Here is a 22,903-nt window from a genome sequence, read left to right as displayed (position 1 = left end):
ATTAGACGTATGGGTGATGATTAATTTATGGTAAATACTTCTATCACACAATTACGGTCATTAAATGAAAAAATTCATTATCAATCTCACAATCATATTACCTATATTAATATTTTCAAAAATGAGTTTTTCCTCTATTCTCTCAGAAAAGAAAGTACTCATTGATAATAGTAAAAACCAACAAATTAGAATAGCTGAAAACAGAAACAATATTCCTATTATAGAGGTAAACCCAAGCGATAAAAACCAAGTTTCCCATAATTATTATCAAGAATTTCATGTTAATAAAAAGGGATTGAAAATCAATAACCACCCTATTTATCCAGCAAAATTAATTATTAGCGAGGTCACTTCCAATAACAAAAGTTATATTAACGGTAATATTAATATTAACACCGAGAAAACCCATCACCTTATCGTCAACCCCAATGGGATCAACTGTAATCGCTGTAGCTTTGATAATTTAACCACTTTAACAGCCTTTTCAGTCCAACATATTAATAATCAAGGAGAATATAAACCCAATACAGTTCAAAAAGGAACAATCAACATCAGTAAATTAAAAAATAATTATAATGACTTGAATTTGATAGCCAATAAAATTAGGTTTAATAAAGAAAATCACTCTGAAGGAAGTATTAAAATTTATAATGGTGATGTTAAAATCACAAAAGATGAAATAATTATTCCAGATATCTTTCCTGAGGCAATACCACAACAGCGGAAAAGAAAAAATATTCTGATAAGGCCAGCTGCAACGGTAAATACACCTTATCTATTCATTCATAGCGAAAATGAATTTAATATAGTAAATAATGGAATTATTAATACTAAACGCGCAGAGATCTCAACTCTAGGTGAGTTTCAAGGAAAGGTGTTTTCCGCCATTAATATCACACGGCCAGATGATAAAAAAACCTCATCAATAAGCATGAATAACATATCATTAAAAAATACGCTCCTTCTCGTTGATAGCAGTAGCTTATTGCTTATGGCTCCAAATCTAACTAATGATGATATCCAATATAATAATACGCTGCTCTTGAGAAACGGTGCAAAAATTAACATCGGCCAAGGGTTTGGCTTTAATAAATAAAAGTTACCCGCTGATTACTTCAATCATTTGAATTAGCTAGAATTTGCTTTATATTTAATCAATCGGTTTGGAAATGCTATTATTTGATTGACACTCTCTCTAGCCTTGAATATCATCCCTGCGTCCAAAAGATTTTGTTTGGGGCTATAGCTCAGCTGGGAGAGCGCTTGCATGGCATGCAAGAGGTCAGCGGTTCGATCCCGCTTAGCTCCACCATCTAATTCCCTGTTAGATGGCACAATACAAAACATTTCGATTGGGGCTATAGCTCAGCTGGGAGAGCGCTTGCATGGCATGCAAGAGGTCAGCGGTTCGATCCCGCTTAGCTCCACCATTAACTTTCTACACTTTCAGTCTGTTTAGCTTCCGATTTAATCCAATTTAAAAATGCTAAAACTTCTGGTTTTTCAATAGATTCCGGTAACATCACTAAATAATACGCGAACCTCGCTGGCCATGGCTTATCAATCACTTGCACTAGCCGCCCTTCTTCGATTTCCTGTATCGCATACTCTTTTGGGACTAAGGCTAAACCTTGCCCTGCAATCGCAGCACGGATCAATAAATAATCATCATCAAATGCACTTCCCCGTTTTGCTCTTTCGCTATTTTCCACGCCATGAGCCGCTAGCCAAAGTGACCAGTCCATACGGTCATTATCTTGTAATAATGGGTAATTCAGGCAGTCTTGCGGGGTTTCAATCGCGCTATTAATCGGAAAATCAGGACTCATCACCGGTAATAAAACAGGTGTAATTAACCGCTCACTCACTAAATTTGGGTAATGCCCTAAACCATGGCGAATAGCTATATCAACCCGCTGCTGATGCAAATTAACTAATGCTGAAGAAGCTTCAATATGCACCTCAATTTCAGGATGTGACTGCGTGAACCTCCCTAAACGGGGTACTAGCCAAGAGGCGGCAAATGAAGGAACGGTACTAATGTTAATCGTTTTTTCTTTACGAATATTTTCTAGCACATACATTGAACCTTCGATTTGTTCGAATGCCTGCAACAACGCAGGGTAAACACACTGCCCTGCATGTGTTAATTCCATGCTGTGGTGACTGCGCACAAACAATGGCATTCCAATCCGTTCTTCTAATAAACGAATTTGCTGGCTAACCGCACCTGATGTCACACCAAGAAAGTGTGCGGCGCGCTTAATACTTTTATGTTTCGCCACTTCGGTGAAAGCTCGTAAAGCAAGTAATGGGAGAACCGGATTCATAGTTTAGTTTTTCTAAATTTAAGTTGAGTTAATATGGTTTTATTTTCTTCAGTAGAAAACCAATAATCAAGGCATCAATTCAATCTTAACGATATAGAAAAGCGAATACAACTATGCTTGAACTTTATACTGATAGCTCGCCAAATGGATTTAAAATAACAATAGCATTAGAGGAACTAAACCTTCCATACCACCTTAATCATATACAAATTTCTCGTGGTAACCACCAGCAACCCACTTTTTTACAGTTAAATCCTCATGGACGTATTCCTGTTATTTATGATCCACAAACAGAGATTACTCTCTTTGAATCAGCCGCAATTTTATTATATCTTGCTGAAAAAACAGGCCAACTTCTTCCCGCTATCCCTAAACAAAAGTGGGAAGCCATTAAATGGCTACAATTCCATTCTGCCAGTTTAGGGCCGATTATAGGTCAATGGGTAAACTTCGCTATTTTCGATAAATCACCAAAGCCAGAGATTGTGGAACGCTATTTTAATATGACCCACAAGGCACTCACGGTATTAGACAAACAACTCGAAAATGCACCTTATCTTGCAGGCTCTGATTACTCCATCGCAGATATCGCTAATTTCGGCTGGTTACACATTGCTCAGGTTATTGCGTTCGATTTTAGCCAACACACACATTTAACGAAATGGTATGACCGAGTTGCCTTGAGACCCGCTGTCATGAAAGGGATCACTCTACCCGCCCCTGCTACAGAAGCCTAATATTGGACAATGACATGAATACATCCCCATTTTTCCCTAAACAAAAAGCACAGCCATCATCGTCCTTCGCATCTCATGTAGGCTATAATCGTATGTTTTCTCCTAACAAACTTACTGTCGGAATTTTCCTGCCCTTACGTTTTTATCAAGGAGATACCCAGATATTAAAAGGGCAAATAAACTTAATCGAACATATTGATGAATATAATTTTGCTGCAGTTTGGGTGCGAGATATTCCCTTATTCGACCCATTGTTTGGTGATGCAGGTCAGTTATTTGATCCTCTGACCTATTTGTCCTTTATTGCTGCCAGAACAAAAAATGTTGCATTGGTTACAGGAAGCTCGATTTTTTCATTACGACACCCAATTGATTTAGCCAAAGCGGCCACCACAATTGACCAACTTTCAGGTAACCGGCTAGTAATGGGTATTGCCTCAGGAGATAGAGCTATTGAGTTTCCTGCCTATGGTATTAATTATGAGCAACGTGCAAAAAGATTTGCACAGGCTGTTGATTACTTTAGGCAGTTAATGGCTGATGGGTTACTGAATATTCAATCCCCACTAGGTGAGTTCAATCGAGCCCAGCTACTCCCGAAACCAATCACTGGGCAAATACCATTAATCGTCACTGGAGGCTCTGGCCAATCTAAACAGTGGATTGCTGATTATTCCGATGGTTGGTTATCCTATCCTGAAGCTACCAGTCATCCAGAAGGCGCTCTTCGTTTAGCTGAGAAAATTGCGTCCTGGCGTGCCCTCATCCCTGAACATGACTTTAGGCCACATATGACAAATGAATGGATTGACCTTGTCGATGATCCTGATTTCCCGCGCACTCCTTTACGAGGAGGATTCACTCTACGAACAGGCCGTAACGGTTTGATTCAACTACTCGAAGAATGGCAAGCTGCGGGAGTTAACCATGCCGCGATTGGAATTCAATACTCTGAGCGACCAGCTTTAGAGGTACTACAAGAAATGGCTGAAGAGGTTTTACCACATTTCCCTAGCCACCAAGGGATGCAAAGCAGGCTCGTAGACTGGTAGTAATTTTGGCGTCTTCCCTCATTTTGTGGCTGACGCCAAACCTTGATTATTTTGCATCACTGCGCAGTATAACCACCATCAATAGGAATAAACGCCCCTGTTATAAAGCTACTCTCTTCTGATAACAAGAAAGCGACAGCATTAGCAATTTCTTGCCGAGTAGCCATTCTACCCATTGGATGAGTTGAAGCCATCCATTGCTTCGTTTCCTGTGGTAATACGCTAATATTCGGTGTTTCTACATAGCCGGGGCCAACCGCATTGATACGAATACCTTTTTGAGCGTTTTCTAAGGCTGCTGAACGCGTTAACCCCAGTACCGCATGCTTTGCTGCGGTGTAAGGTGCTATGCCCGCTATCCCTGTTACCCCATTGCAAGCTGATAAATTCACGATAGCTCCCCCACCACTGCGCAAAATCGCAGGAATACTGTACTTTAAACCATGAAATGTTCCTGTTATATCGGTCTCGATCACCTCATGCCAAGCCTCTAAAGGATAATCTTCAATATTGACGCCATGAGGCCCAGTGATCCCTGCATTATTCACCAAGTAGTGCAATGCACCGTATTGTTGCTCAATTTTTTCAACTGTTGTTTTAAAGTCTTGTGCATTTGCGACATTCATTTTTATGGCATAGACACGTTGTCCTGTTGGGTCTATTTCTTTAGCGGCTTGTTGTAAAGCTGCCTCATTACGCCCCGTAATTACCGCTATTGCGCCAAGTGAATACAGCTTTAGTGCAATAGTGAAACCGACACCTGTCGATGCCCCTGTTATAAGCGCAACTCGCTGATTAAATTTACCCATAGCTCACCTCAATTATAATTAACTTTAGTTAACTATAATTAATTAACTAAAGTTAATCAACTGGTCGTCTTATTATTAAAATCAATATATACTCAACAGATTGAATATTACGGGATCGTCATAATGCCAAATTCTCTTGAAGATGCGCTTTCTCTACTGCAATGTACGCTAGTTGCACGCAGAGTTAGCTTTACCCCTGAACAAATAACTTGGGGCCAATATGATGTGCTAGAGATATTGAGATTAAAAGGAGACTTAACACCAAGCCAGTTAAGCCAAGCACTTGGCCTTTCTCGCCAAAATTTATCGAAGTTTCTTCGAGTTCTGAAATATTATGAATTTGTCGAGCAATATCAATCTGAAGAAGATAGACGGGAACTGATCACCCATTTAACCGACAAAGGGCATCATTTTTTGCAGCGTGCAGCCACAGGACGTGCTGAAAACGCGGCTAAGGTCAAAGCAGCATTAACCCCCCAAGAGCAAAAGTTATTTATTACTTTAAGCCAGAAGATTACTCACGCACTGGGGCACAATTAACCTCGCTTTAAAGGCTTTACTAGCCCTTCTAAGCCTTCTATTTTTAACCCTAGGGTCATCTCCATTAACTGCCCTAAACGTCCAGCAGGAAACTCTCCTTTCTTATAGAACCATAATAAATATTCTTCAGGTAAATCAATTAATACGCAGCCTTTATATTTACCAAATGGCATATAGGTATTGGCGATATCAATGAGATCTTGTTTTTCCATTATAAGTTCTCTTTTGTGTCAAAGCATAAAAAAACGGCGCTCATTTGAACGCCGTTTCTTAATTTAGCATGTTTTAGTGGATTACAAAACTAACCCGACAACGGCTGCAGATAAGAAGCTAACTAGGGTTGAACCGTACAGTAATTTCAAACCGAAGCGAGCCACGGTATTACCTTGTTTCTCATCTAAGCCTTTAATCGCACCCGCAATAATACCGATGGATGAGAAGTTAGCGAAAGAAACTAAGAATACAGATAAGATACCAACAGAGCGCTCAGATAACCCACCAGCAATCGCTTGTAAGCCGTCCATCGCAACGAATTCATTCGTCACCATTTTCACTGCCATAATTCCGCCAACCTGTAAGGCTTCATCGGCAGGAATACCGAGCATCCACGCAAACGGATAGAACACGTAACCTAACATGGTTTGGAAGTCGATACCGAATACGGCTGAGAAAATACCGTTAATCATCGCAATGAGGGCAATAAAACCAATTAACATTGCTGAAACGATAATTGCTACTTTAAACCCTGCAAGAATATATTCACCTAACATTTCAAAGAAGCTTTGCCCTTCATGCAGGTTGCTCATTTGAATATCTTCTTCACCTTCCGGTGGATACGGGTTAATCAGTGAGAGTACAACGAAAGTACCAAACATATTCAGAACCAATGCAGCGACCACGAAACGTGGCTCTAACATGGTCATGTATGCCCCAACGATAGACATAGATACCGTTGACATGGCTGTTGCGGCCATGGTGTACATTCTGCGGTCTGACATCCGGTTCAATTGGTCTTTATACGCAATAAAGTTTTCTGACTGACCCAATAACAATGAGCTGACTGCGTTAAATGACTCCAATTTCCCCATACCATTCACTTTCGATAGCACGGTACCGATGATACGGATCACGATAGGAAGAATTTTGACGTGCTGTAAGATCCCGATCAACGCAGAAATAAAGATGATTGGGCATAATACTTGTAAGAAGAAGAACGCTAAGTTGCCTTCAATCATACCGCCAAAAATAAATTTGGTCCCTTCTGCTGCATAGCCTAGCAAGTGGGTAAATACCCCTGCCACACCAAGAACAAATGATTCGCCAATATTCGATTTTAAGAACAGATAAGCTAATGCAATTTGAATAACCAGTAGTTGAACAACATAGCGAGGGCGGATCCCTCTACGGTTACTACTGGCTAAAATAGCAAGAGCAGCTATTACTACTAAAGATAAAACGAAATGCAGGATCGAGGTCATATGCGACTCCAACAAATTTAAGAATCAGTCTATGTGCATATTCTATGTAATAGACAACATTTAAATGAGACGGAGGTCACATTAATATGAAAGCTTACTAGGTGTATTTTGCAAAAAGAAGAAGGGGATCACGTTTCAACTATAACAAATCCTAGTATTCGCTTTTTTTGCACAGAAATTTTACTGAGAATTTAAGTTAAGACTTACAACAACCTGCGTACAAAATTGTTGCCTACAGAGATTGTAGGCAACTAAGCCAAATTGAATATAGTTCACTATTGAATATTCAGCAAACGAATCAATTCATTTTCATCTATAACACGTATGCCAAGTTCATTTGCTTTCGCTAATTTAGAACCTGCAGCCTCACCAGCAATCACCAAATCTGTTTTTTTAGAGACGCTTCCTGAAACCTTTGCACCTAAAGCGACTAATTTGTCTTTGGCTTCATCACGCGTCAAGATACTCATTGACCCTGTTAGCACTACCGTTTTACCTGCAAATGGGCTATCAATTTCTGCACTGTTGACGACTTTTACTTCAGGCCAATGAATATTTGCCTTAGTCAGTAAATCTTCAATCACCGCTTGGTTATGAGGTTCGCGGAAAAAATTGACCACATGCTTCGCGACCACATGACCAATATCTTGAACCGTTTTTAGTGACTCTTCATCTGCCGCCATCACGGCTTCAAGTGTGGTGTAATGCGCGGCTAAGTTTGCCGCCGTTGCTTCACCAACTTCACGAATTCCAAGGGAATAAATAAAACGAGCTAACGTCGTTTGTTTAGACTTATTGAGTGCATCAACCAGATTTTGTGCCGATTTCGGCCCCATTCTATCCAAGCCTGTTAAGATACCCGCACTTAATTGATATAAATCTGCCGGCGTTTTGACATACTCTTTTTCAACTAATTGGTCGATAATTTTATCGCCCATGCCATCGACGTCCATTGCTCTGCGTGAGACAAAATGTTTCAGTGCTTCTTTGCGTTGTGCCCCACAAATAAGCCCACCTGTACAGCGCGCTACCGCTTCGCCTTCGATTCGTTCGATATCAGAGCCACATACTGGGCAATGAGTTGGAAAAACAATTTCCCGGCTATCTGCAGGGCGGTTATCAACCACAACACTGACGATTTGCGGAATAACATCTCCGGCTCGACGAATAATAACCGTGTCACCAATATGCACACCAAGGCGTTCGATTTCATCGGCATTGTGTAAAGTCGCATTGCTGACAACGACGCCTGCAACTTGCACGGGCTCTAAACGCGCGACAGGCGTGATAGCCCCGGTACGCCCGACTTGAAATTCAACATCTTTTAATAATGTCACTTGTTCTTGCGCTGGAAATTTAAATGCGGTCGCCCAGCGAGGTGCTCGAGAAACAAACCCTAACTCTTCTTGAATCGCAATCGAGTTAACCTTAATAACCACACCATCGATATCAAAGCCAAGGTCAGGTCGAACTTGCTCAATTTCATGGTAAAAATCCAATACTGCCTGATGACCAACACGTAATTGAACATAATCACTAACCGGTAAACCCCATGCCTTGAATTGCATTAAACGGTCATAATGTGTATCCGGTAAAGAGCCTCCTTCCACAAGCCCCACACCATAACAATAAAAAGTAAGCGGCCTTTTGGCGGTAATACGTGGGTCTAATTGGCGTAAAGAACCTGCTGCTGCATTACGTGGGTTTGCAAAGACTTTGCCATCCGTTTTGCGTGCTTGCTCATTAAGCGCTTCAAAGCCTTTTTGGGGCATAAAAACTTCCCCACGGATCTCAACGCGATCAGGAATATTGCTTCCCGTTAAACGCAATGGGATAGCACGAATGGTTCGAACATTCGCAGTAATATTTTCGCCTACGGTTCCATCGCCCCGAGTCGCGGCCTGTACTAGCTCACCGTTTTCATACAGCAAACTGACCGCTAACCCATCTAACTTGAGCTCACAACAAAAAGTCAGTTCTTGATGATTTTTCAAGCGATCCCTGACTCGCTTATCAAACGCAAGATAGCTTTCTTCATCAAAAACGTTATCTAGCGACAACATAGGAATTTCATGGCGTACGGTATCAAACGCAGCTAATGGTGCAGCACCAACACGTTGAGTCGGTGAATCACTGGTGACAAGTTCAGGATGCTGCGCCTCTATCTCTTTTAGACGTTGCATTAACTTGTCATATTCCACGTCTGGAATTTCAGGCGCATCTAATACATGGTACTGATATTCATGATGACGTAACTGCTTTTTTAATTCGTCTATTTCTTGTTTGGTAGTCATGATTCACTCATACAGATAAAAAACCCCCAATTAATGGGGGTTTTGTTCAATGTTTACTTAACTTAGTGTGTTTCTAATTCGTGCATGATACACCTCTATTTTTTGAGGTGTCAGCATTTTGCGTTCGTCATCAAGAACAACTCCTCCCGCATCTGATGCGATACGTTGAGCCGCTTGCAACATCAGTTTGAAATTTTGCCCTGCATCACCGTAAGACGGTACCATCATAAACATGGAAACCCCTGGGGTGGTAAAGTCCGCCATTGTCTCAGGGTCAAATGAGCCCGGCTTTACCATGTTAGCTAAGCTAAACAGCACAGGCCCTGTACCAGACGGATTCACATGACGGTGGAATATTTTCATTTCCCCAAATTGGAAACCGGCTTGTAAAATACTCTGCAGTAACAATTCACCTTGAAGTTCTTGTCCTTGAAGAGCGGCTACGTGAAGTACCAGGACTGTCTCCTTGCTACTTGTTGTAGCAGAATTTTCCTGCGGCTCAGCTTTCTTCTCAATATGCTGCGTCTCTTGTTCATAGGTACTCGGCTGAGGCTCTTCGCTCAATTTAGTTGAATCAATATGCGGCTCAGCGGCAGTACCAATGACTGGCTGAGTACGAACTTCTGGCTCAATAGCCACTTCCTCACTCATATTAATGGTGAGTTGCTCAGGTACATGAACAGGTTCAGTACGTTGGTGCATCGTAGGCTCATTATGAACTGGCGATTTAGCCTCTGGCTCCATATTCATAATAATGTCAGGTTCAACCGATGCCTGTGGCTGTATATTAGGTTCAACTGGAGACTCATTTTTTACCGGATATACAGGCTCAGTCGCAGCGGGGTGAACAGGCGCTTGCTGAGTAGGTTGATTTTCAGTAAATAATGCGGAATCATCATATTCTGATGAATTCTCTTGCATATCGTTTTTTCTACGTTTTACGGGTCTATCGCGAAATAACTTTGAGCGCTCTTTACGGCTGGTCCATAAACCATGCAGTAATAAAGCGACAATCGCTATCGCACCTACGACCACTAATATCAGACGCAAATCCTGCATCGCTGCTATCTCTAGTTGATGAATGATAATGCCAATACGGCGGAAACTACCCTAAGATTATTTCTCAATTGCTCTAAGTGCAACCCCCAGAACGATTTTCTTACAAGAAAGAGAATATTCCGCTTTCATTTGCTGCTTTTTTAAGCGAATAATGGCTAGTCAGCCTAATTTCATATCTATATGATACATGGTCAACCGAAAAGGAGAGAACAAGAAGTATGACCCAATCGACATTTTCGACACAAAAAGACCATTCCGGTTTTTATTATTTTACACAAGGGTGGAGATTAATCACTCGTCCCGGTATTAAACGTTTTGTTATTTTGCCCCTATTAGCCAATATTTTATTCTTAGGCGGCGCATTTTGGTGGTTATATACCAAGCTTGGTGGCTGGATAAACCAAGTGATGAGTTACGTTCCTGACTGGCTACAATGGCTCGACTATGTTATTTGGCCAATCGCCGTTATCTCAATACTGCTCGTATTTACCTATTTCTTTAGTACGGTTGCTAATATTATCGCGGCGCCTTTTAACGGTTGGCTATCAGAGAAACTCGAAGCTGAGCTAACGGGTAAACCATCGCCAGATACGGGTGTGGCTGAGTTATTAAAAGATGTTCCTCGTATGATAAAACGCGAGTTTGTCCGAATCGGTTACTACTTGCCTCGCGCTATTGGGTTATTAATCCTATTTTTCATACCTGGTATTGGCCAAACTGTCGCTCCGGTACTGTGGTTTTTATTTGGTGCTTGGATGATGTCAATTCAATATTGCGATTATCCGTTTGATAACCATCGTGTTGGTTTCAGTGAAATGAAGCAAGCGCTTGCCAAAGAACGAATGAGAAATGTTCAATTTGGTGGTGTCGTTAGCCTGTTAATGATGGTGCCTTTTGTCAACTTAGTGATCATGCCTGTTGCTGTCTGTGGTGCAACATTGATGTGGGTTGACCGGTATCGTGAGCGTTACGCACGTTACTAATTTTATCAATTATTGTATACCAATTATTGCGCAGGCTTATCGCCTGCGCCTTTCTCTTATCGAATACTTCACTTCTTTTCAGCGAAATTTCTTAGAACAATTGGATCTAAAATAGCATTACGTTATAAGCTTATACTCAAATCATATTTGCATTAATTTGTTCTTAACGTATGTTGAATCCATCTCATTATTTTTTTATTAATACCGATTACATTACCGGCTAACCGATTTTAAGGATATCCCATGAGCAAAATTTATGATGATAACTCGTTGACCATTGGCCACACCCCTCTTGTCCGTTTAAAGCATTTTGGTAATGGCAATATTTTAGCAAAAGTGGAATCTCGCAACCCAAGCTTCAGTGTTAAGTGCCGTATTGGTGCGAACATGATTTGGGATGCAGAAAAAAAAGGTATCCTCAACAAAGACAAAGAATTAGTTGAGCCAACCAGTGGTAATACGGGTATCGCTTTAGCCTATGTGGCTGCGGCAAGAGGTTATAAATTGACGTTAACCATGCCTGAAACTATGAGCATTGAACGCCGTAAACTGCTCAAAGCATTGGGTGCCAACCTCGTTTTAACCGAGGGTGCAAAAGGCATGAAAGGTGCGATAGCTAAAGCTGAAGAGATAGTGAATAGTAACCCTAAAAAATACCTATTACTTCAACAGTTTAATAACCCAGCAAACCCTGAAATTCATGAAAAAACCACAGGGCCTGAAATTTGGGAAGATACCGATGGCAATGTAGATGTTGTAGTCGCAGGTGTCGGTACGGGTGGGACAATTACCGGTATTGCAAAGTATCTGAAAAATACCAAAGGTAAAGATGTGACTATCGTCGCTGTTGAACCCGAAACATCTCCTGTCATTACCCAAGCTTTGGCGGGCGAAGAAATTAAGCCGGGTCCTCACAAAATACAAGGGATCGGCGCTGGGTTTATTCCAGGTAACTTAGATTTAAAATTGCTTGATAAAGTCATTCAAATCAGTGATGACGAAGCGATTAAAACCGCACGCGAACTGATGGAAAAAGAAGGTATTCTCGCAGGGATTTCATCAGGTGCAGCAATTGCTGCTGCCACTAAGATTGCCGCTGACCCTGCTTATAAAGGTAAAAATATTGTCGTTATTTTACCTTCTTCAGGTGAGCGTTATCTGTCAACTGTCCTGTTTGCTGACATTTCCGCTGAATAACATAATTTCGTTACAATATCGTTAAAAAAGCACCTAAATGGTGCTTTTTTTGTGGCATGGATCAAACTTTAGCACGGATGGAGATGATTTCTAATTCGGGGTTTAGTATTAAACATAGTAATTATTTTGCACCTCGAAATTAATCACTTTTTAGCCAACCTCTAGGCCAAGTAAAATAATTTGCCAACGAGAAAAAGTCACGAGTTCGCAAGAAAAGCAGAAAAAGGGTTGATACCGCACAAAGTAGGAAACCTTTTTTCAAGTTAATAATCTAACTTATACGCAAACCTAGTCTATTTCATCTACAATTGGCTGGGTAATTAAAAAAACGAAAGTTATTGAGGAAATACTATGTTTCAGCAAGAAGTTACTATTACGGCACCAAATGGTCTACATACTCGTCCTGCAGCTCAATTCGTAAAAGAAGCAAAAGCATTCTCTTCCGATATTTCTTTAATCTCTGGTGGTAAATCCGCTAGTGCGAAAAGTTTGTTTAAATTACAAACCTTAGGCCTAACACAAGGCACAGTAGTGACAATTTCAGCTGAAGGCGAAGATGAAAAAGAAGCCGTTGAGCATTTAGTTAAACTGATGGGCGAATTAGAATAATTTCGCACGAATATAGCGTTTACTGATTTCATTCAATGTCCCTGAGTGATCTCATTCGGGGACATTTGTATAATCAGCTATATTTATTGTCGTCTCTGCAACATCAGAACTCCCAGCACTAGCAGCAGTAAGGTAATATTATGATTTCAGGAATTTTAGTATCCCCGGGTTTTGCTTTTGGTCAGGCTTTAATCCTCAAAGAAGATCCTATCGTTGTTAGCACAAAGAAAATCGCTGACGATCAAGTTGATAAAGAAATCGCTCGTTTTATTGAGGGTCGTAACAAATCAGCCGAACAACTCAATTTGATTAAAGAGAAAGCCGAAAAAAATCTTGGAGCCGAAAAAGCTGAGATTTTTGAAGGTCATATCATGCTGCTGGAAGATGAAGAGCTGGAACAAGAAATTGTCTCTTTAATCAAAGGTGATAAAAAAACTGCTGATGCAGCCGCATATTCCGTTATTGAAGACCAAGCCCAAGCACTTGAATCTCTTGACGATGAATACCTTAAAGAGCGTGCCGCTGACGTACGCGATATTGGTAAACGTTTATTAAAAAACATCTTAAATATTCCTATCGTTGATTTAAGTGCAATCAGCGAAGAAGTTATTTTAGTCGCTGCGGATTTAACCCCTTCAGAAACCGCCCAGCTGAATTTAGATAAAGTATTAGGGTTTATTACTGATTTAGGTGGCCGTACATCGCATACCTCAATTATGGCGCGTTCCCTTGAGTTACCTGCCATTGTCGGTACGAGCGATGCCACCAGTAAAATTAAAAATGGCGATTTCATTGTGTTAGATGGTGTCAACAACACTATCCACTTGAACCCATCTGAAACCGAAATTGACAAACTGAAAGCCTTCCGTGATGAATATCTTCAAGAAAAAGAAGAGCTCGCAAAATTAAAAGATTTGCCAGCTATCACCCTTGATGGTCATCAAGTTGAAGTTTGTGCCAACATTGGTACCGTGCGTGATGTTGCCGGAGCAGAACGCAATGGCGCAGAAGGCGTTGGCCTCTATCGTACTGAATTTTTATTCATGGATAGAGACTCTCTTCCTACTGAAGAAGAACAATTCCAGGCATATAAAGCAGTTGCAGAAGCGATGGGCAGCCAAGCCGTTATTGTCCGCACTATGGATATCGGCGGTGATAAAGACCTGCCATACATGAATTTACCGAAAGAAGAGAACCCATTCCTCGGCTGGCGTGCAATTCGTATTTGTCTTGATCGCAAAGAAATCTTACACTCACAATTAAGAGCTATTTTAAGAGCCTCTAAATTTGGTAAACTGCGTATTATGTTCCCAATGGTCATTTCCGTTGAAGAAGTTCGTGAACTAAAAGCAGAGCTAGAAATGCTGAAAGCTCAGTTACGTGAAGAAGGTAAGGCTTTTGACGAGTCAATTGAAGTCGGTGTGATGGTTGAAACGCCAGCAGCTGCTGTTATTGCTCGCCATTTGGCAAAAGAAGTTGATTTCTTTAGTATTGGGACGAACGATCTCACTCAATACACTTTAGCGGTCGACCGTGGTAATGAACTGATTTCTCATCTTTACAACCCGATGTCACCTGCTGTCCTAAACTTAATTAAGCAAGTGATCGATGCATCACACGCTGAAGGTAAATGGACTGGGATGTGTGGGGAGTTAGCTGGAGATGAGCGTGCAACCTTATTGCTACTTGGCATGGGGCTGGATGAATTTAGTATGAGCGCAATTTCAATTCCACGTATCAAAAAGCTAATTCGCAATGCGAGCTTTACTGATACTCAAGCTTTGGCTGAACAAGCACTTGCTCAACCAACAGCGGATGAATTGATGAAACTTGTAGATACCTTTATCCAAGAAAAAACGTTATGCTAAGAACAGCACATTAGTTCGGTCCCATATAAAACGATTAGGAGAAGGTCCATGGGTCTGTTTGACAAACTGAAATCACTCGTTTCGGAAGACAAAAGTAGCAGTGGCAGTATTGAGATTATCGCGCCTTTATCGGGTGAAATAGTCAATATTGAAGATGTTCCAGACGTTGTGTTCGCAGAAAAAATTGTAGGTGACGGTATTGCGATTAAACCCGCAGGTAACAAAATCGTTGCCCCTGTAGACGGTACAATTGGTAAAATCTTTGAAACTAACCATGCGTTTTCTATTGAATCAGATGATGGCATAGAACTATTTGTTCACTTCGGTATTGATACTGTTGAGCTTAAAGGTGAGGGTTTTAAACGCATCGCCGAAGAAGGTCAAGCAGTGAAAAAAGGTGATTTAATCATTGAGTTTGATTTAGCACTATTAGAAGAGAAAGCAAAATCGGTTCTAACTCCGGTTGTCATTTCTAATATGGACGAAATCAAAGAGCTAAACAAACTGACGGGCTCAGTGACAGTGGGTGAAACTGTCGTCATGCGTATTAAGAAATAACTCAACTACCCATATTTAGTTTAAACCATCAGGCTTGCCTGATGGTTTTTCATTGATGGGGTACTTTATTGCACGCCAGTGGCAATTAAATTATCTCACTCATTAAATACACCTGTTGATAAATATCGGTCTCCTCGGTCGCAAATGACTGCCACAATCACCGCTCCTGGGTTAGCTTGAGCCACTTTTAAAGCACCGGCAACCGCTCCACCTGAGCTCACACCACAAAAGATACCTTCAACCTTCGCTAAGGCTCTCATGGTTTCTTCGGCTTCTTGCTGGTTGATGTCCAGTACGCTATCAACTAATGAGCTATCGAAGATGCCGGGCAAGTAACCCGGTGACCAGCGCCTAATACCCGGAATTTGGCTTTTTTCAGCAGGTTGTAAGCCAACAATGTGCACGTCCGCTGACTGGGATTTTAAATAGCGGCTAACCCCTGTAATGGTCCCCGTGGTTCCCATACTCGACACAAAATGGGTAATTGCGCCGTGAGTTTGCTGCCAAATTTCAGGACCCGTTGTTTTAAAATGGGCTAATGGGTTATCAGGGTTATTAAATTGGTCTAAAACTTTCCCCTCTCCTCGCTGCTCCATTTCTTTAGCAAGATCCCGTGCACCTTCCATACCGACAGCCGTACTTACTAAGATAAGTTCTGCACCATAAGCTTGCATAGAGGCTTGTCGCTCTTTACTCATGTTATCTGGCATGAGTAATTTTAATTTGTAGCCTTTTACTGCGGCTATCATCGCGAGGGCGATACCGGTATTACCGCTAGTCGCTTCAATTAGCGTATCGCCTGGCTTAATTTCACCCCGTAATTGCGCTTCATTAATCATTGAAAATGCCGCACGATCTTTCACTGAACCCGCGGGGTTATTGCCTTCAAGTTTTACCCAAATTTCAGCTTCAATCCCTTGTGTTAAACGCTGAAGTTTTACTAATGGGGTATTACCGATAAACTGTTCCAGAGCCGACACTTTACCATCCTTATAATTTTTATATATAAATAAGAAAGAATAGAGATAAGATATTACCCCAATATTGAAATGTAAAAATTGAAATCTCTTCACATTAATATTAGAAAAATAGATTATCTTAATTACCATTTCTGATATAGCTAATTGATATATTATATTACAATAAGTTTATAGAATTGCCAGTTATATTTCCCATAAAAATACAATAATTAATTATTTGATATCAAATGGTTATGCGAAAATTAAACATAGAGAGATTAGACTTAATATTTTTAATATAAAGTCTAATCATCGGGAATATACCTAGAAAGTAATAGAGAAGGTAACACCAATAATATATTTATTAGTGTTATAAATTATTGAATTTTATATTCATGCACTTTCAGCGAGTTGTGGAAAAATTAACGGCTGATCACCTTGATAAATCTTTGCCTGCTGGCTACCTAAAAAGTAACGTTCACCTCGAGTGGGTATTGTTTTCTCAGACTGCCAAATCACTGACAACGGCTCTTTCCCCCAACCTAACGGTTGAACGGTTAATTGCCAAAAATGCCCTCTTGGCCCCGATTCCGTGACCCTTACAGGTAAACGGTGCTGCTCATCCACTTCAGCTTGTAATGAGATATCCCAAGGACGTAAAAATACGTCGACTTCTCCTTGTTGAACACTAGTGTGGTTCAGTGGAAAGTCATAGCCACCGATATTTAATGTTGAACCTTTGATATGGGCAGAGATTTGGTTGACTTCCCCCATAAATTCAAGGACAAATCGTGTTTCTGGGCGCTGCCATATATCACTCGGTGTGCCAACTTGCTCGATATGACCTTGGCTCATCACTACCACCCTATCTGCAACTTCCATGGCTTCTTCTTGGTCATGAGTCACAAAAACACTGGTAAATTTTAATTCATCATGTAATTGACGTAACCAACGGCGTAATTCAATACGTACTTGTGCGTCGAGCGCGCCAAAAGGTTCATCCAATAATAAAATTTGTGGATCAACGGCTAAAGCTCTTGCTAATGCCACTCGCTGTTTTTGCCCCCCTGAAAGTTGTGCAGGGTAACGTGAAGCTAAATGACCGAGTTGAACCATTTCTAGCAATTTTGTTACTTTATCTTTAATAGCCTGAGCGGATGGGCGCTGTTTTCTTGGTAAGACAGTTAAACCAAAGGCTACATTATCAAACACTGTCATGTGGCGAAATAGTGCATAGTGTTGAAATACAAAGCCAACATGCCTATCTTTAGCATGGATTTTACTGACATCGTGACCATGAAAACGTAATAGCCCCTGACTTTGTTGCTCAAGCCCTGCAATAATCCGCAATAAGGTTGTTTTTCCTGAACCGGAAGGCCCTAATAGGGCAACCATTTCACCCGATGCAATATCCAGTGAAATATCGTTAAGTACTTGGGTTTTACCAAATAATTTACCGATTTTTTCAATTTCAATACTCATGATTAATGGACTCCTGATTCAGATTGCTGGCGACTCAAATGCCACTGCAATGCACTTTTAAGAATTAAGGTGATAATTGCCATTAGTGCGAGGATCCCTGCGGCCGTAAATGCGCCCACCGTATTATAATCCTGATGCAATAATTCAACTTGCAATGGTAAGGTGTATGTTTCACCGCGAATAGCCCCTGAGACCACCGAAACCGCACCAAATTCACCGATCGCGCGGGCGTTAGTTAGAACAACCCCATACAACAATGCCCAGCGGATATTAGGTAATGTCACACGCCAAAACATCTTCCATCCTGAGGCCCCAAGTAAAACCGCCGCTTCATCTTCTTGGCTACCCTGACTTAACATTAGCGGGACTAACTCACGTACCACAAATGGGCAAGTGACAAAAATAGTCACCAATGCCATACCGGGCCATGAAAACATCAGTTGGATGTCAAAACCTTCAAGCCATCCACCAAACCAACTGTTTGAGCCATAAAAAAGTAAGTACAGCAAACCTGCAACAACAGGTGAAACCGCAAACGGAATATCAACTAGGGTTAGTAATAATTGGCGACCAGGAAACTGAAATCGCGTCACTAACCACGCCATCATGGTACCAAAGACTAAATTTACCGGAACCGTAATTAAAGCAATTAATACTGTTAAACCAATGGCATGTAGCATATCAGAGTCTGCCAAATTCAGTAAAACAGCATCTAACCCTTTTTGAAAAGCTGTAATAAATATCCAAACAATTGGAATAACTAATAGTAAAAGTGAAAACAATAAACCTATCGCTATTAATAGCCATTTCCCCCAGTTTATTTGGGTACGGCTAGCAGTATGAATGGGGGTAATTTGCGCCATTACTTACCTCCTAACCGTTTACCGAAGCGGCTTTGTACTAAATTGACACTAAATAACAGTAACAATGAAACCGCTAAAATAACTGAGGCGACAGCACTGGCGGCCGGATAATCAAATTGTTGTAATTGACTAAAAATCATTAATGAAACAACCTCGGTTTGCCACGCAATATTACCCGCAATAAATATAATGGCGCCAAACTCACCTAAACTACGCGTAAAGGATAAAACCGTTCCGGCTAATAAGGCTGGTGAAAGCTCCGGTAATACCACTCTACGAAAAGTTTGCCAACGGCTTGCACCTAGAGTCTGAGCAGCTTCTTCGTACTCAGGGCCGAGCTCTTCCAACACTGGTTGAACCGTACGCACAACAAACGGAATACTGGTGAATGCCATTGCAACCGCAATTCCCAGCCAAGTATTAACAACTTTAATATCAAACTGGTGCAGATATTGCCCATACCACCCTGAGGTTGCAAATAAGGTTGCTAATGTTAGCCCCGCCACAGCGGTAGGTAATGCAAAGGGTAAATCCACTAAACCATCTAAAAACAAACGCCCAGGAAAGCGATAACGCGTTAAAATCCAAGCTAATAGCATGCCAAATACCGCATTAAACAGACTTGCGACTAACGCTGACAGTAACGTCACTTTATACGCAGCAACCACTTGCGGGTAACTTATGACGGCCCAGTATTGCTGCCATGTCATTTCTGATAATTGAATCACCAATGCACTCATGGGTAATAGCAAAATCAAACACGTATAGAACAGACTGCTACCTAGCGTTAGCCCAAAACCCGGCAAAAAGCGCTTTCCTGAACGATTCATTAACGGCGCCCTTCTGCCATTAATTTGTCAAATTCCCCACCAGTGACGAAATGAACATCCATCACTTTTGGCCAGCTCTCAAATTGAGATTCAACCGTAAACAGCTGAGTTTCAGGAAATTTATCCTTATTCGCATTCATTACCGCTTTATCATTCACCCGATAATTATACTGAGTGATGATTTCTTGCGCCTGTGGGCTATAGAGATAATTTAAGTAAGCTTTAGCGACGTCTTCAGTCCCATTTTTTTGTACATTTTTGTCGACCCAAGCGACAGGGAATTCTGCTAAAATATCCACTGGTGGCACAATAACTTCATAGTCTGATTCACCATACTGAGAGCGAATATTATTCACTTCAGATTCAAAGCTAATCAGGACGTCACCAAGCTCTCGCTCAATAAATGACGTTGTTGCACCACGCCCTCCGGTATCAAATACCTCGACATTTTTCAAAAACTGTTTCATTTGCTCACGGGTTTTCGCTTTATCACCTTTATTTTCTTGATTAAAAGCCCCCCATGCAGCAAGGTAGGTATAACGACCATTTCCTGAAGTCTTTGGATTTGGGAAGATTAATTTGACATCTTCGCGGACCAAATCATCCCACGTTTTAATTCCTTTCGGGTTTCCTTTACGAACTAAAAACGCCATTGTTGAATAATACGGTGAGCTATTATTTGGCAAGCGAGCTTGCCAGTCTGCTGGGATCAAATTGCCTTTATCATGCAAAATTTGCACATCGGTGACTTGGTTGTAGGTCACCACATCTGCTTTTAACCCTTGTAAAATCGCTAAGGCTTGCTTTGATGAGCCTGCGTGTGATTGTTTAATCGTTAGTTTGTCGTCAGGGTGAGCCTCATTCCACTGTTTTTCAAATGATGGGTTCAACGCCACAAATAGTTCACGTGCAATATCATAAGAACTGTTAAGCAGTTCAGCTGCAATTAGTGGCGAGCTGCCGAGTAATGAGACTGTTGCCAAACTTGCGAGTGCCGTTTTTTTCAAAAATGATTTTTTCATTCCACACCTGTTCGTAACTAAACCCAAATGGCTGACATTGGAACCACTGTATATGTTTTGGTTATAACTGTGTAGCTATCAATCACCTTTTTATATATCAAATTAGAATAACAAAGAAATGAACGTCATAAGCAGGAAAATTAACTGATTTTTTAATTAGTTAGTGATATGAATATTACTCAATGGAGGAGCATTCTATAAGTTAAATCATTACTAGGTAGTAAGTAGGCATTAATGATAACGGGCTAATAATAATAGAATAAATACAAATCATTATGTTTAAATTGCTAAGTATAAACAGTTACTCTAAATAATTTGTGTTACAGCTAGGCGGCAAGGAAGATTAGCCCTAGGAGCATACTAGAGTATGTGACTAAGGCAATCTAACCTACCTAACAGCACTGTAACGCAAAGTATGACGAGTAAACTTATAAAGACAGCAATGACTCTATTGATGGAGCATAGTAATAACTGCCCGATACCGCTTTCGTCATTCGCAACAAATCATCGTATTTGCCGTCTTTTTCACCAAACATACTTAATAATTGCTGTTCGATATTGTGTAATCTTGCACAATAAGCCACAAAGAATAAGCCGTGCTTACCGCTTGCTGTTCCATATGGCAAGCTGTGACGCATAACTTCAAGCTCTTCACCTTCTTCTTCAATAACCACACGGGAAACATGAGAGGTAACATTACGGGCATCTTCGTCCAGCTCAATACTGTCTTTTTTCGTCCGACCAATCATTTTTTCTTGTTCATGTTCCGAAAAACGATCCCATTTTCTTAAATCGTGTTCATAGCGTTGGACTAAAACATAGCTTCCGCCTTTATCTTCACCGTCTTCGATTAATGTGACCTCCGCAATTTCTTCCCCTTGCGGATTTTCGGTTCCATCAATAAAACCACTTAAATCTCTATCATCTACCCAACGGAAGCCATGGATTTCTTCAACCACAGAGATAGATTTACCAAATGCTTTTAAAGCCGCCTGTGCTAATGAAAAGTTAATATCGTGGCGCAGTGATTGAATATGAATAAACATATCCCGTTGAGTGGCAGGAGCGAGTCCTTTACCTAGCGTGCGAAATGGTTTCAATTCAGGGGCACTATTTGTCTTACCGAGCTGTTTCCAGATGTCAGAGCCAAACGCGATAACCGCGCCGAGGCGGTCATCTGGGTATTGGGCTTGTAATTTAGTTAAAGCCTCGACAAAGCTTTTACATCCAGCCTTAACTTCATCCAGAGATCCCTCTTGCACTTGCGCTTCAATAAAAATACCAAAACGGCTATGTTCTTTCAAAATACCACTTTGAGAATGAGACATACGGTAAACCTCGTAAAATGAATATGTTATATAACCTATTTCTTATATAAAACGATATTAATATCCTATCTTATCGCCATGATGTTCACCTTGTTTTAACGCAAGGGAATATAGGTTTCAGGTCTATTATAAGAAAGAAAATTTAAGAAAGGGGAAATTTCTTTGAAAACAACGAAAAAGAAGTATTAGTGGGAAGATATCGCCAGTCTGAATAGGCCCGGCGATATCATTAATGAAATAAAACTATTTATGCCAAATAATTTGCGAGATTTGCCATGTTTTTAGGTCATCATCTGGAGGCATTAAATCTTCTGGCCCTTGCCATTTACCAGTAAAACGGTAAACCACTTTACTTGATTGTGGTGAATTACATTCAATAGTCGGAACGTCATTGACTCGTTCACCTAAGCCGCAAATACCGAAGGCTTTTTGGTAAATTTCGCTAAATTCAGTACCAATTTCAGGCCCCCATTCGGTGACGATATTTGGATCACTCACCGTAATACGTGAGACATAACCGTGCTCAGGGCCCACTATTTCTAATTTTACTTCATTGTCATCCATACCTTGGAAAACTGTGACCACATCCCCACTTTCCATTTGCATACCGCTGCGTAGTGTATAACGGTCACTAAGTTGTTTCTTAATGATATCCGCTTGCATTGGTGTAAAACTGGTCACTTGGCCAAGCCCTGAGCTAGAAACTACCAACGGGCCACTAAACCAAGTTGATGGCGAAAAAACCTTCACACCCGCACACCCTGATAACAAGGCTGCTCCACAGAGTAGAGAAACCTTCAACAACGGCGATAATCCATTATTACTGTTCAACTTTGCATGTTGGGACATATCATCCTCTTTTATGAGTCGCATAATGCATATTGTGACAATCTATTTACTAAAAC

General features: G+C 40.9%; 22 protein-coding genes and 2 tRNA genes. 11 read left to right on the top strand and 13 right to left on the bottom strand.

Annotated elements, in window-relative coordinates; all coding sequences use genetic code 11:
* Positions 1-64: 64 nt before the first annotated feature.
* The 3 genes from ACU696_RS09630 to ACU696_RS09620 all read left to right on the top strand — a co-directional run bounded on the left by ACU696_RS09630 (position 65) and on the right by ACU696_RS09620 (position 1,430).
* Positions 65-1,096 carry a two-partner secretion domain-containing protein gene (locus ACU696_RS09630; RefSeq protein WP_209102020.1) on the top strand — a complete coding sequence of 344 codons (1,032 nt, stop codon included), beginning with the start codon at positions 65-67 and terminating at the stop codon, positions 1,094-1,096.
* A gap of 140 nt (positions 1,097-1,236) precedes the next feature.
* Positions 1,237-1,312: transfer RNA gene (locus ACU696_RS09625), tRNA-Ala, on the top strand.
* A 42-nt stretch (positions 1,313-1,354) separates the two neighbouring features.
* Positions 1,355-1,430 (top strand) — tRNA-Ala (locus ACU696_RS09620).
* Here the strand turns inward: ACU696_RS09620 and gcvA are convergent.
* The gene (gene gcvA / locus ACU696_RS09615) at positions 1,431-2,330 is read right to left on the bottom strand and encodes a transcriptional regulator GcvA (RefSeq protein ID WP_109911497.1); all 900 of its coding nucleotides are present in this window, start codon (positions 2,328-2,330) and stop codon (positions 1,431-1,433) included. It lies immediately after the preceding tRNA gene.
* A 113-nt stretch (positions 2,331-2,443) separates the two neighbouring features.
* On the opposite strand from gcvA, the gene ACU696_RS09610 reads away from it, so the two are divergent.
* Both ACU696_RS09610 and ACU696_RS09605 read left to right on the top strand, forming a co-directional pair.
* Positions 2,444-3,067, top strand: a complete 624-nt coding sequence (locus ACU696_RS09610) for a glutathione S-transferase family protein (RefSeq protein ID WP_123382562.1) — start codon at positions 2,444-2,446, stop codon at positions 3,065-3,067.
* A 14-nt stretch (positions 3,068-3,081) separates the two neighbouring features.
* Positions 3,082-4,119, top strand: coding sequence for an LLM class oxidoreductase (locus ACU696_RS09605; RefSeq protein ID WP_196718972.1), 1,038 nt, complete (start codon positions 3,082-3,084; stop codon positions 4,117-4,119).
* Positions 4,120-4,175: 56 nt separating this feature from the next.
* Here ACU696_RS09605 and ACU696_RS09600 read toward each other — a convergent pair whose 3' ends face one another.
* Positions 4,176-4,928 carry an SDR family NAD(P)-dependent oxidoreductase gene (locus tag ACU696_RS09600; protein ID WP_209102018.1) on the bottom strand — a complete coding sequence of 251 codons (753 nt, stop codon included), beginning with the start codon at positions 4,926-4,928 and terminating at the stop codon, positions 4,176-4,178.
* A gap of 123 nt (positions 4,929-5,051) precedes the next feature.
* On the opposite strand from ACU696_RS09600, the gene ACU696_RS09595 reads away from it, so the two are divergent.
* Positions 5,052-5,468, top strand: a complete 417-nt coding sequence (locus tag ACU696_RS09595; protein ID WP_109911494.1) for a MarR family winged helix-turn-helix transcriptional regulator — start codon at positions 5,052-5,054, stop codon at positions 5,466-5,468.
* Here the strand turns inward: ACU696_RS09595 and ACU696_RS09590 are convergent.
* The 4 genes from ACU696_RS09590 to zipA form a co-directional block, all read right to left on the bottom strand.
* Positions 5,465-5,680: a DUF3820 family protein gene (locus ACU696_RS09590; protein WP_109911493.1), complete on the bottom strand. Its 216-nt coding sequence runs from the start codon at positions 5,678-5,680 to the stop codon at positions 5,465-5,467. The two genes, ACU696_RS09595 and ACU696_RS09590, sit on opposite strands and share 4 nt — an antisense overlap.
* 81 nt (positions 5,681-5,761) lie before the next feature.
* Positions 5,762-6,946 carry a NupC/NupG family nucleoside CNT transporter gene (locus ACU696_RS09585; protein WP_004264869.1) on the bottom strand — a complete coding sequence of 395 codons (1,185 nt, stop codon included), beginning with the start codon at positions 6,944-6,946 and terminating at the stop codon, positions 5,762-5,764.
* A gap of 275 nt (positions 6,947-7,221) precedes the next feature.
* Positions 7,222-9,240, bottom strand: coding sequence for an NAD-dependent DNA ligase LigA (gene ligA, locus ACU696_RS09580; RefSeq protein ID WP_209102016.1), 2,019 nt, complete (start codon positions 9,238-9,240; stop codon positions 7,222-7,224).
* Between the two features lie 57 nt (positions 9,241-9,297).
* A complete protein-coding gene (zipA, locus tag ACU696_RS09575) occupies positions 9,298-10,299 on the bottom strand; it encodes a cell division protein ZipA (protein WP_109911491.1) in 1,002 nt (333 codons plus the stop codon).
* A gap of 218 nt (positions 10,300-10,517) precedes the next feature.
* Between zipA and cysZ the strand changes: the two genes are divergently transcribed.
* The 5 genes from cysZ (at position 10,518) to crr (ending at position 15,514) form a co-directional block, all read left to right on the top strand.
* Positions 10,518-11,282 carry a sulfate transporter CysZ gene (gene cysZ / locus ACU696_RS09570; protein ID WP_109911490.1) on the top strand — a complete coding sequence of 255 codons (765 nt, stop codon included), beginning with the start codon at positions 10,518-10,520 and terminating at the stop codon, positions 11,280-11,282.
* A 243-nt stretch (positions 11,283-11,525) separates the two neighbouring features.
* Positions 11,526-12,479 carry a cysteine synthase A gene (cysK, locus tag ACU696_RS09565; protein WP_004912592.1) on the top strand — a complete coding sequence of 318 codons (954 nt, stop codon included), beginning with the start codon at positions 11,526-11,528 and terminating at the stop codon, positions 12,477-12,479.
* Between the two features lie 351 nt (positions 12,480-12,830).
* On the top strand, positions 12,831-13,088 hold the full coding sequence (gene ptsH, locus ACU696_RS09560; RefSeq protein WP_004264876.1) for a phosphocarrier protein Hpr: 258 nt from the start codon (positions 12,831-12,833) through the stop codon (positions 13,086-13,088).
* Between the two features lie 140 nt (positions 13,089-13,228).
* Positions 13,229-14,956 (top strand): phosphoenolpyruvate-protein phosphotransferase PtsI, encoded by a 1,728-nt coding sequence (gene ptsI / locus ACU696_RS09555; protein ID WP_004912596.1) that lies wholly within the window; start codon positions 13,229-13,231, stop codon positions 14,954-14,956.
* 48 nt (positions 14,957-15,004) lie between these two features.
* Entirely contained in the window at positions 15,005-15,514 is a 510-nt protein-coding gene (gene crr, locus ACU696_RS09550; RefSeq protein ID WP_004912598.1) for a PTS glucose transporter subunit IIA, read from the top strand.
* Positions 15,515-15,609: 95 nt separating this feature from the next.
* On the opposite strand, the gene cysM is transcribed toward crr, so the two are convergent.
* The 7 genes from cysM to ACU696_RS09515 form a co-directional block, all read right to left on the bottom strand.
* Positions 15,610-16,494, bottom strand: coding sequence for a cysteine synthase CysM (gene cysM, locus ACU696_RS09545; protein ID WP_117162421.1), 885 nt, complete (start codon positions 16,492-16,494; stop codon positions 15,610-15,612).
* A 372-nt stretch (positions 16,495-16,866) separates the two neighbouring features.
* Positions 16,867-17,955: a sulfate/thiosulfate ABC transporter ATP-binding protein CysA gene (gene cysA, locus ACU696_RS09540; RefSeq protein ID WP_447343065.1), complete on the bottom strand. Its 1,089-nt coding sequence runs from the start codon at positions 17,953-17,955 to the stop codon at positions 16,867-16,869.
* A 2-nt stretch (positions 17,956-17,957) separates the two neighbouring features.
* Entirely contained in the window at positions 17,958-18,818 is an 861-nt protein-coding gene (gene cysW / locus ACU696_RS09535; protein ID WP_109911487.1) for a sulfate/thiosulfate ABC transporter permease CysW, read from the bottom strand.
* A complete protein-coding gene (gene cysT / locus ACU696_RS09530) occupies positions 18,818-19,648 on the bottom strand; it encodes a sulfate/thiosulfate ABC transporter permease CysT (protein WP_004912608.1) in 831 nt (276 codons plus the stop codon). Before cysT ends, cysW begins: the two co-directional genes overlap by 1 nt.
* The gene (locus tag ACU696_RS09525; RefSeq protein WP_109911486.1) at positions 19,648-20,670 is read right to left on the bottom strand and encodes a sulfate ABC transporter substrate-binding protein; all 1,023 of its coding nucleotides are present in this window, start codon (positions 20,668-20,670) and stop codon (positions 19,648-19,650) included. Before ACU696_RS09525 ends, cysT begins: the two co-directional genes overlap by 1 nt.
* Positions 20,671-21,098: 428 nt before the next feature.
* On the bottom strand, positions 21,099-21,998 hold the full coding sequence (locus ACU696_RS09520) for a Dyp-type peroxidase (RefSeq protein WP_209102013.1): 900 nt from the start codon (positions 21,996-21,998) through the stop codon (positions 21,099-21,101).
* A 243-nt stretch (positions 21,999-22,241) separates the two neighbouring features.
* Positions 22,242-22,847: an RpoE-regulated lipoprotein gene (locus ACU696_RS09515; RefSeq protein WP_110732026.1), complete on the bottom strand. Its 606-nt coding sequence runs from the start codon at positions 22,845-22,847 to the stop codon at positions 22,242-22,244.
* Positions 22,848-22,903 lie beyond the last annotated feature (56 nt).

This window comes from Providencia sp. PROV_01, assembly GCF_053098325.1.
The sequence above is the reverse complement of the archived record's forward strand: the minus strand, read 5'-3'. Positions and strand labels throughout refer to the sequence as shown.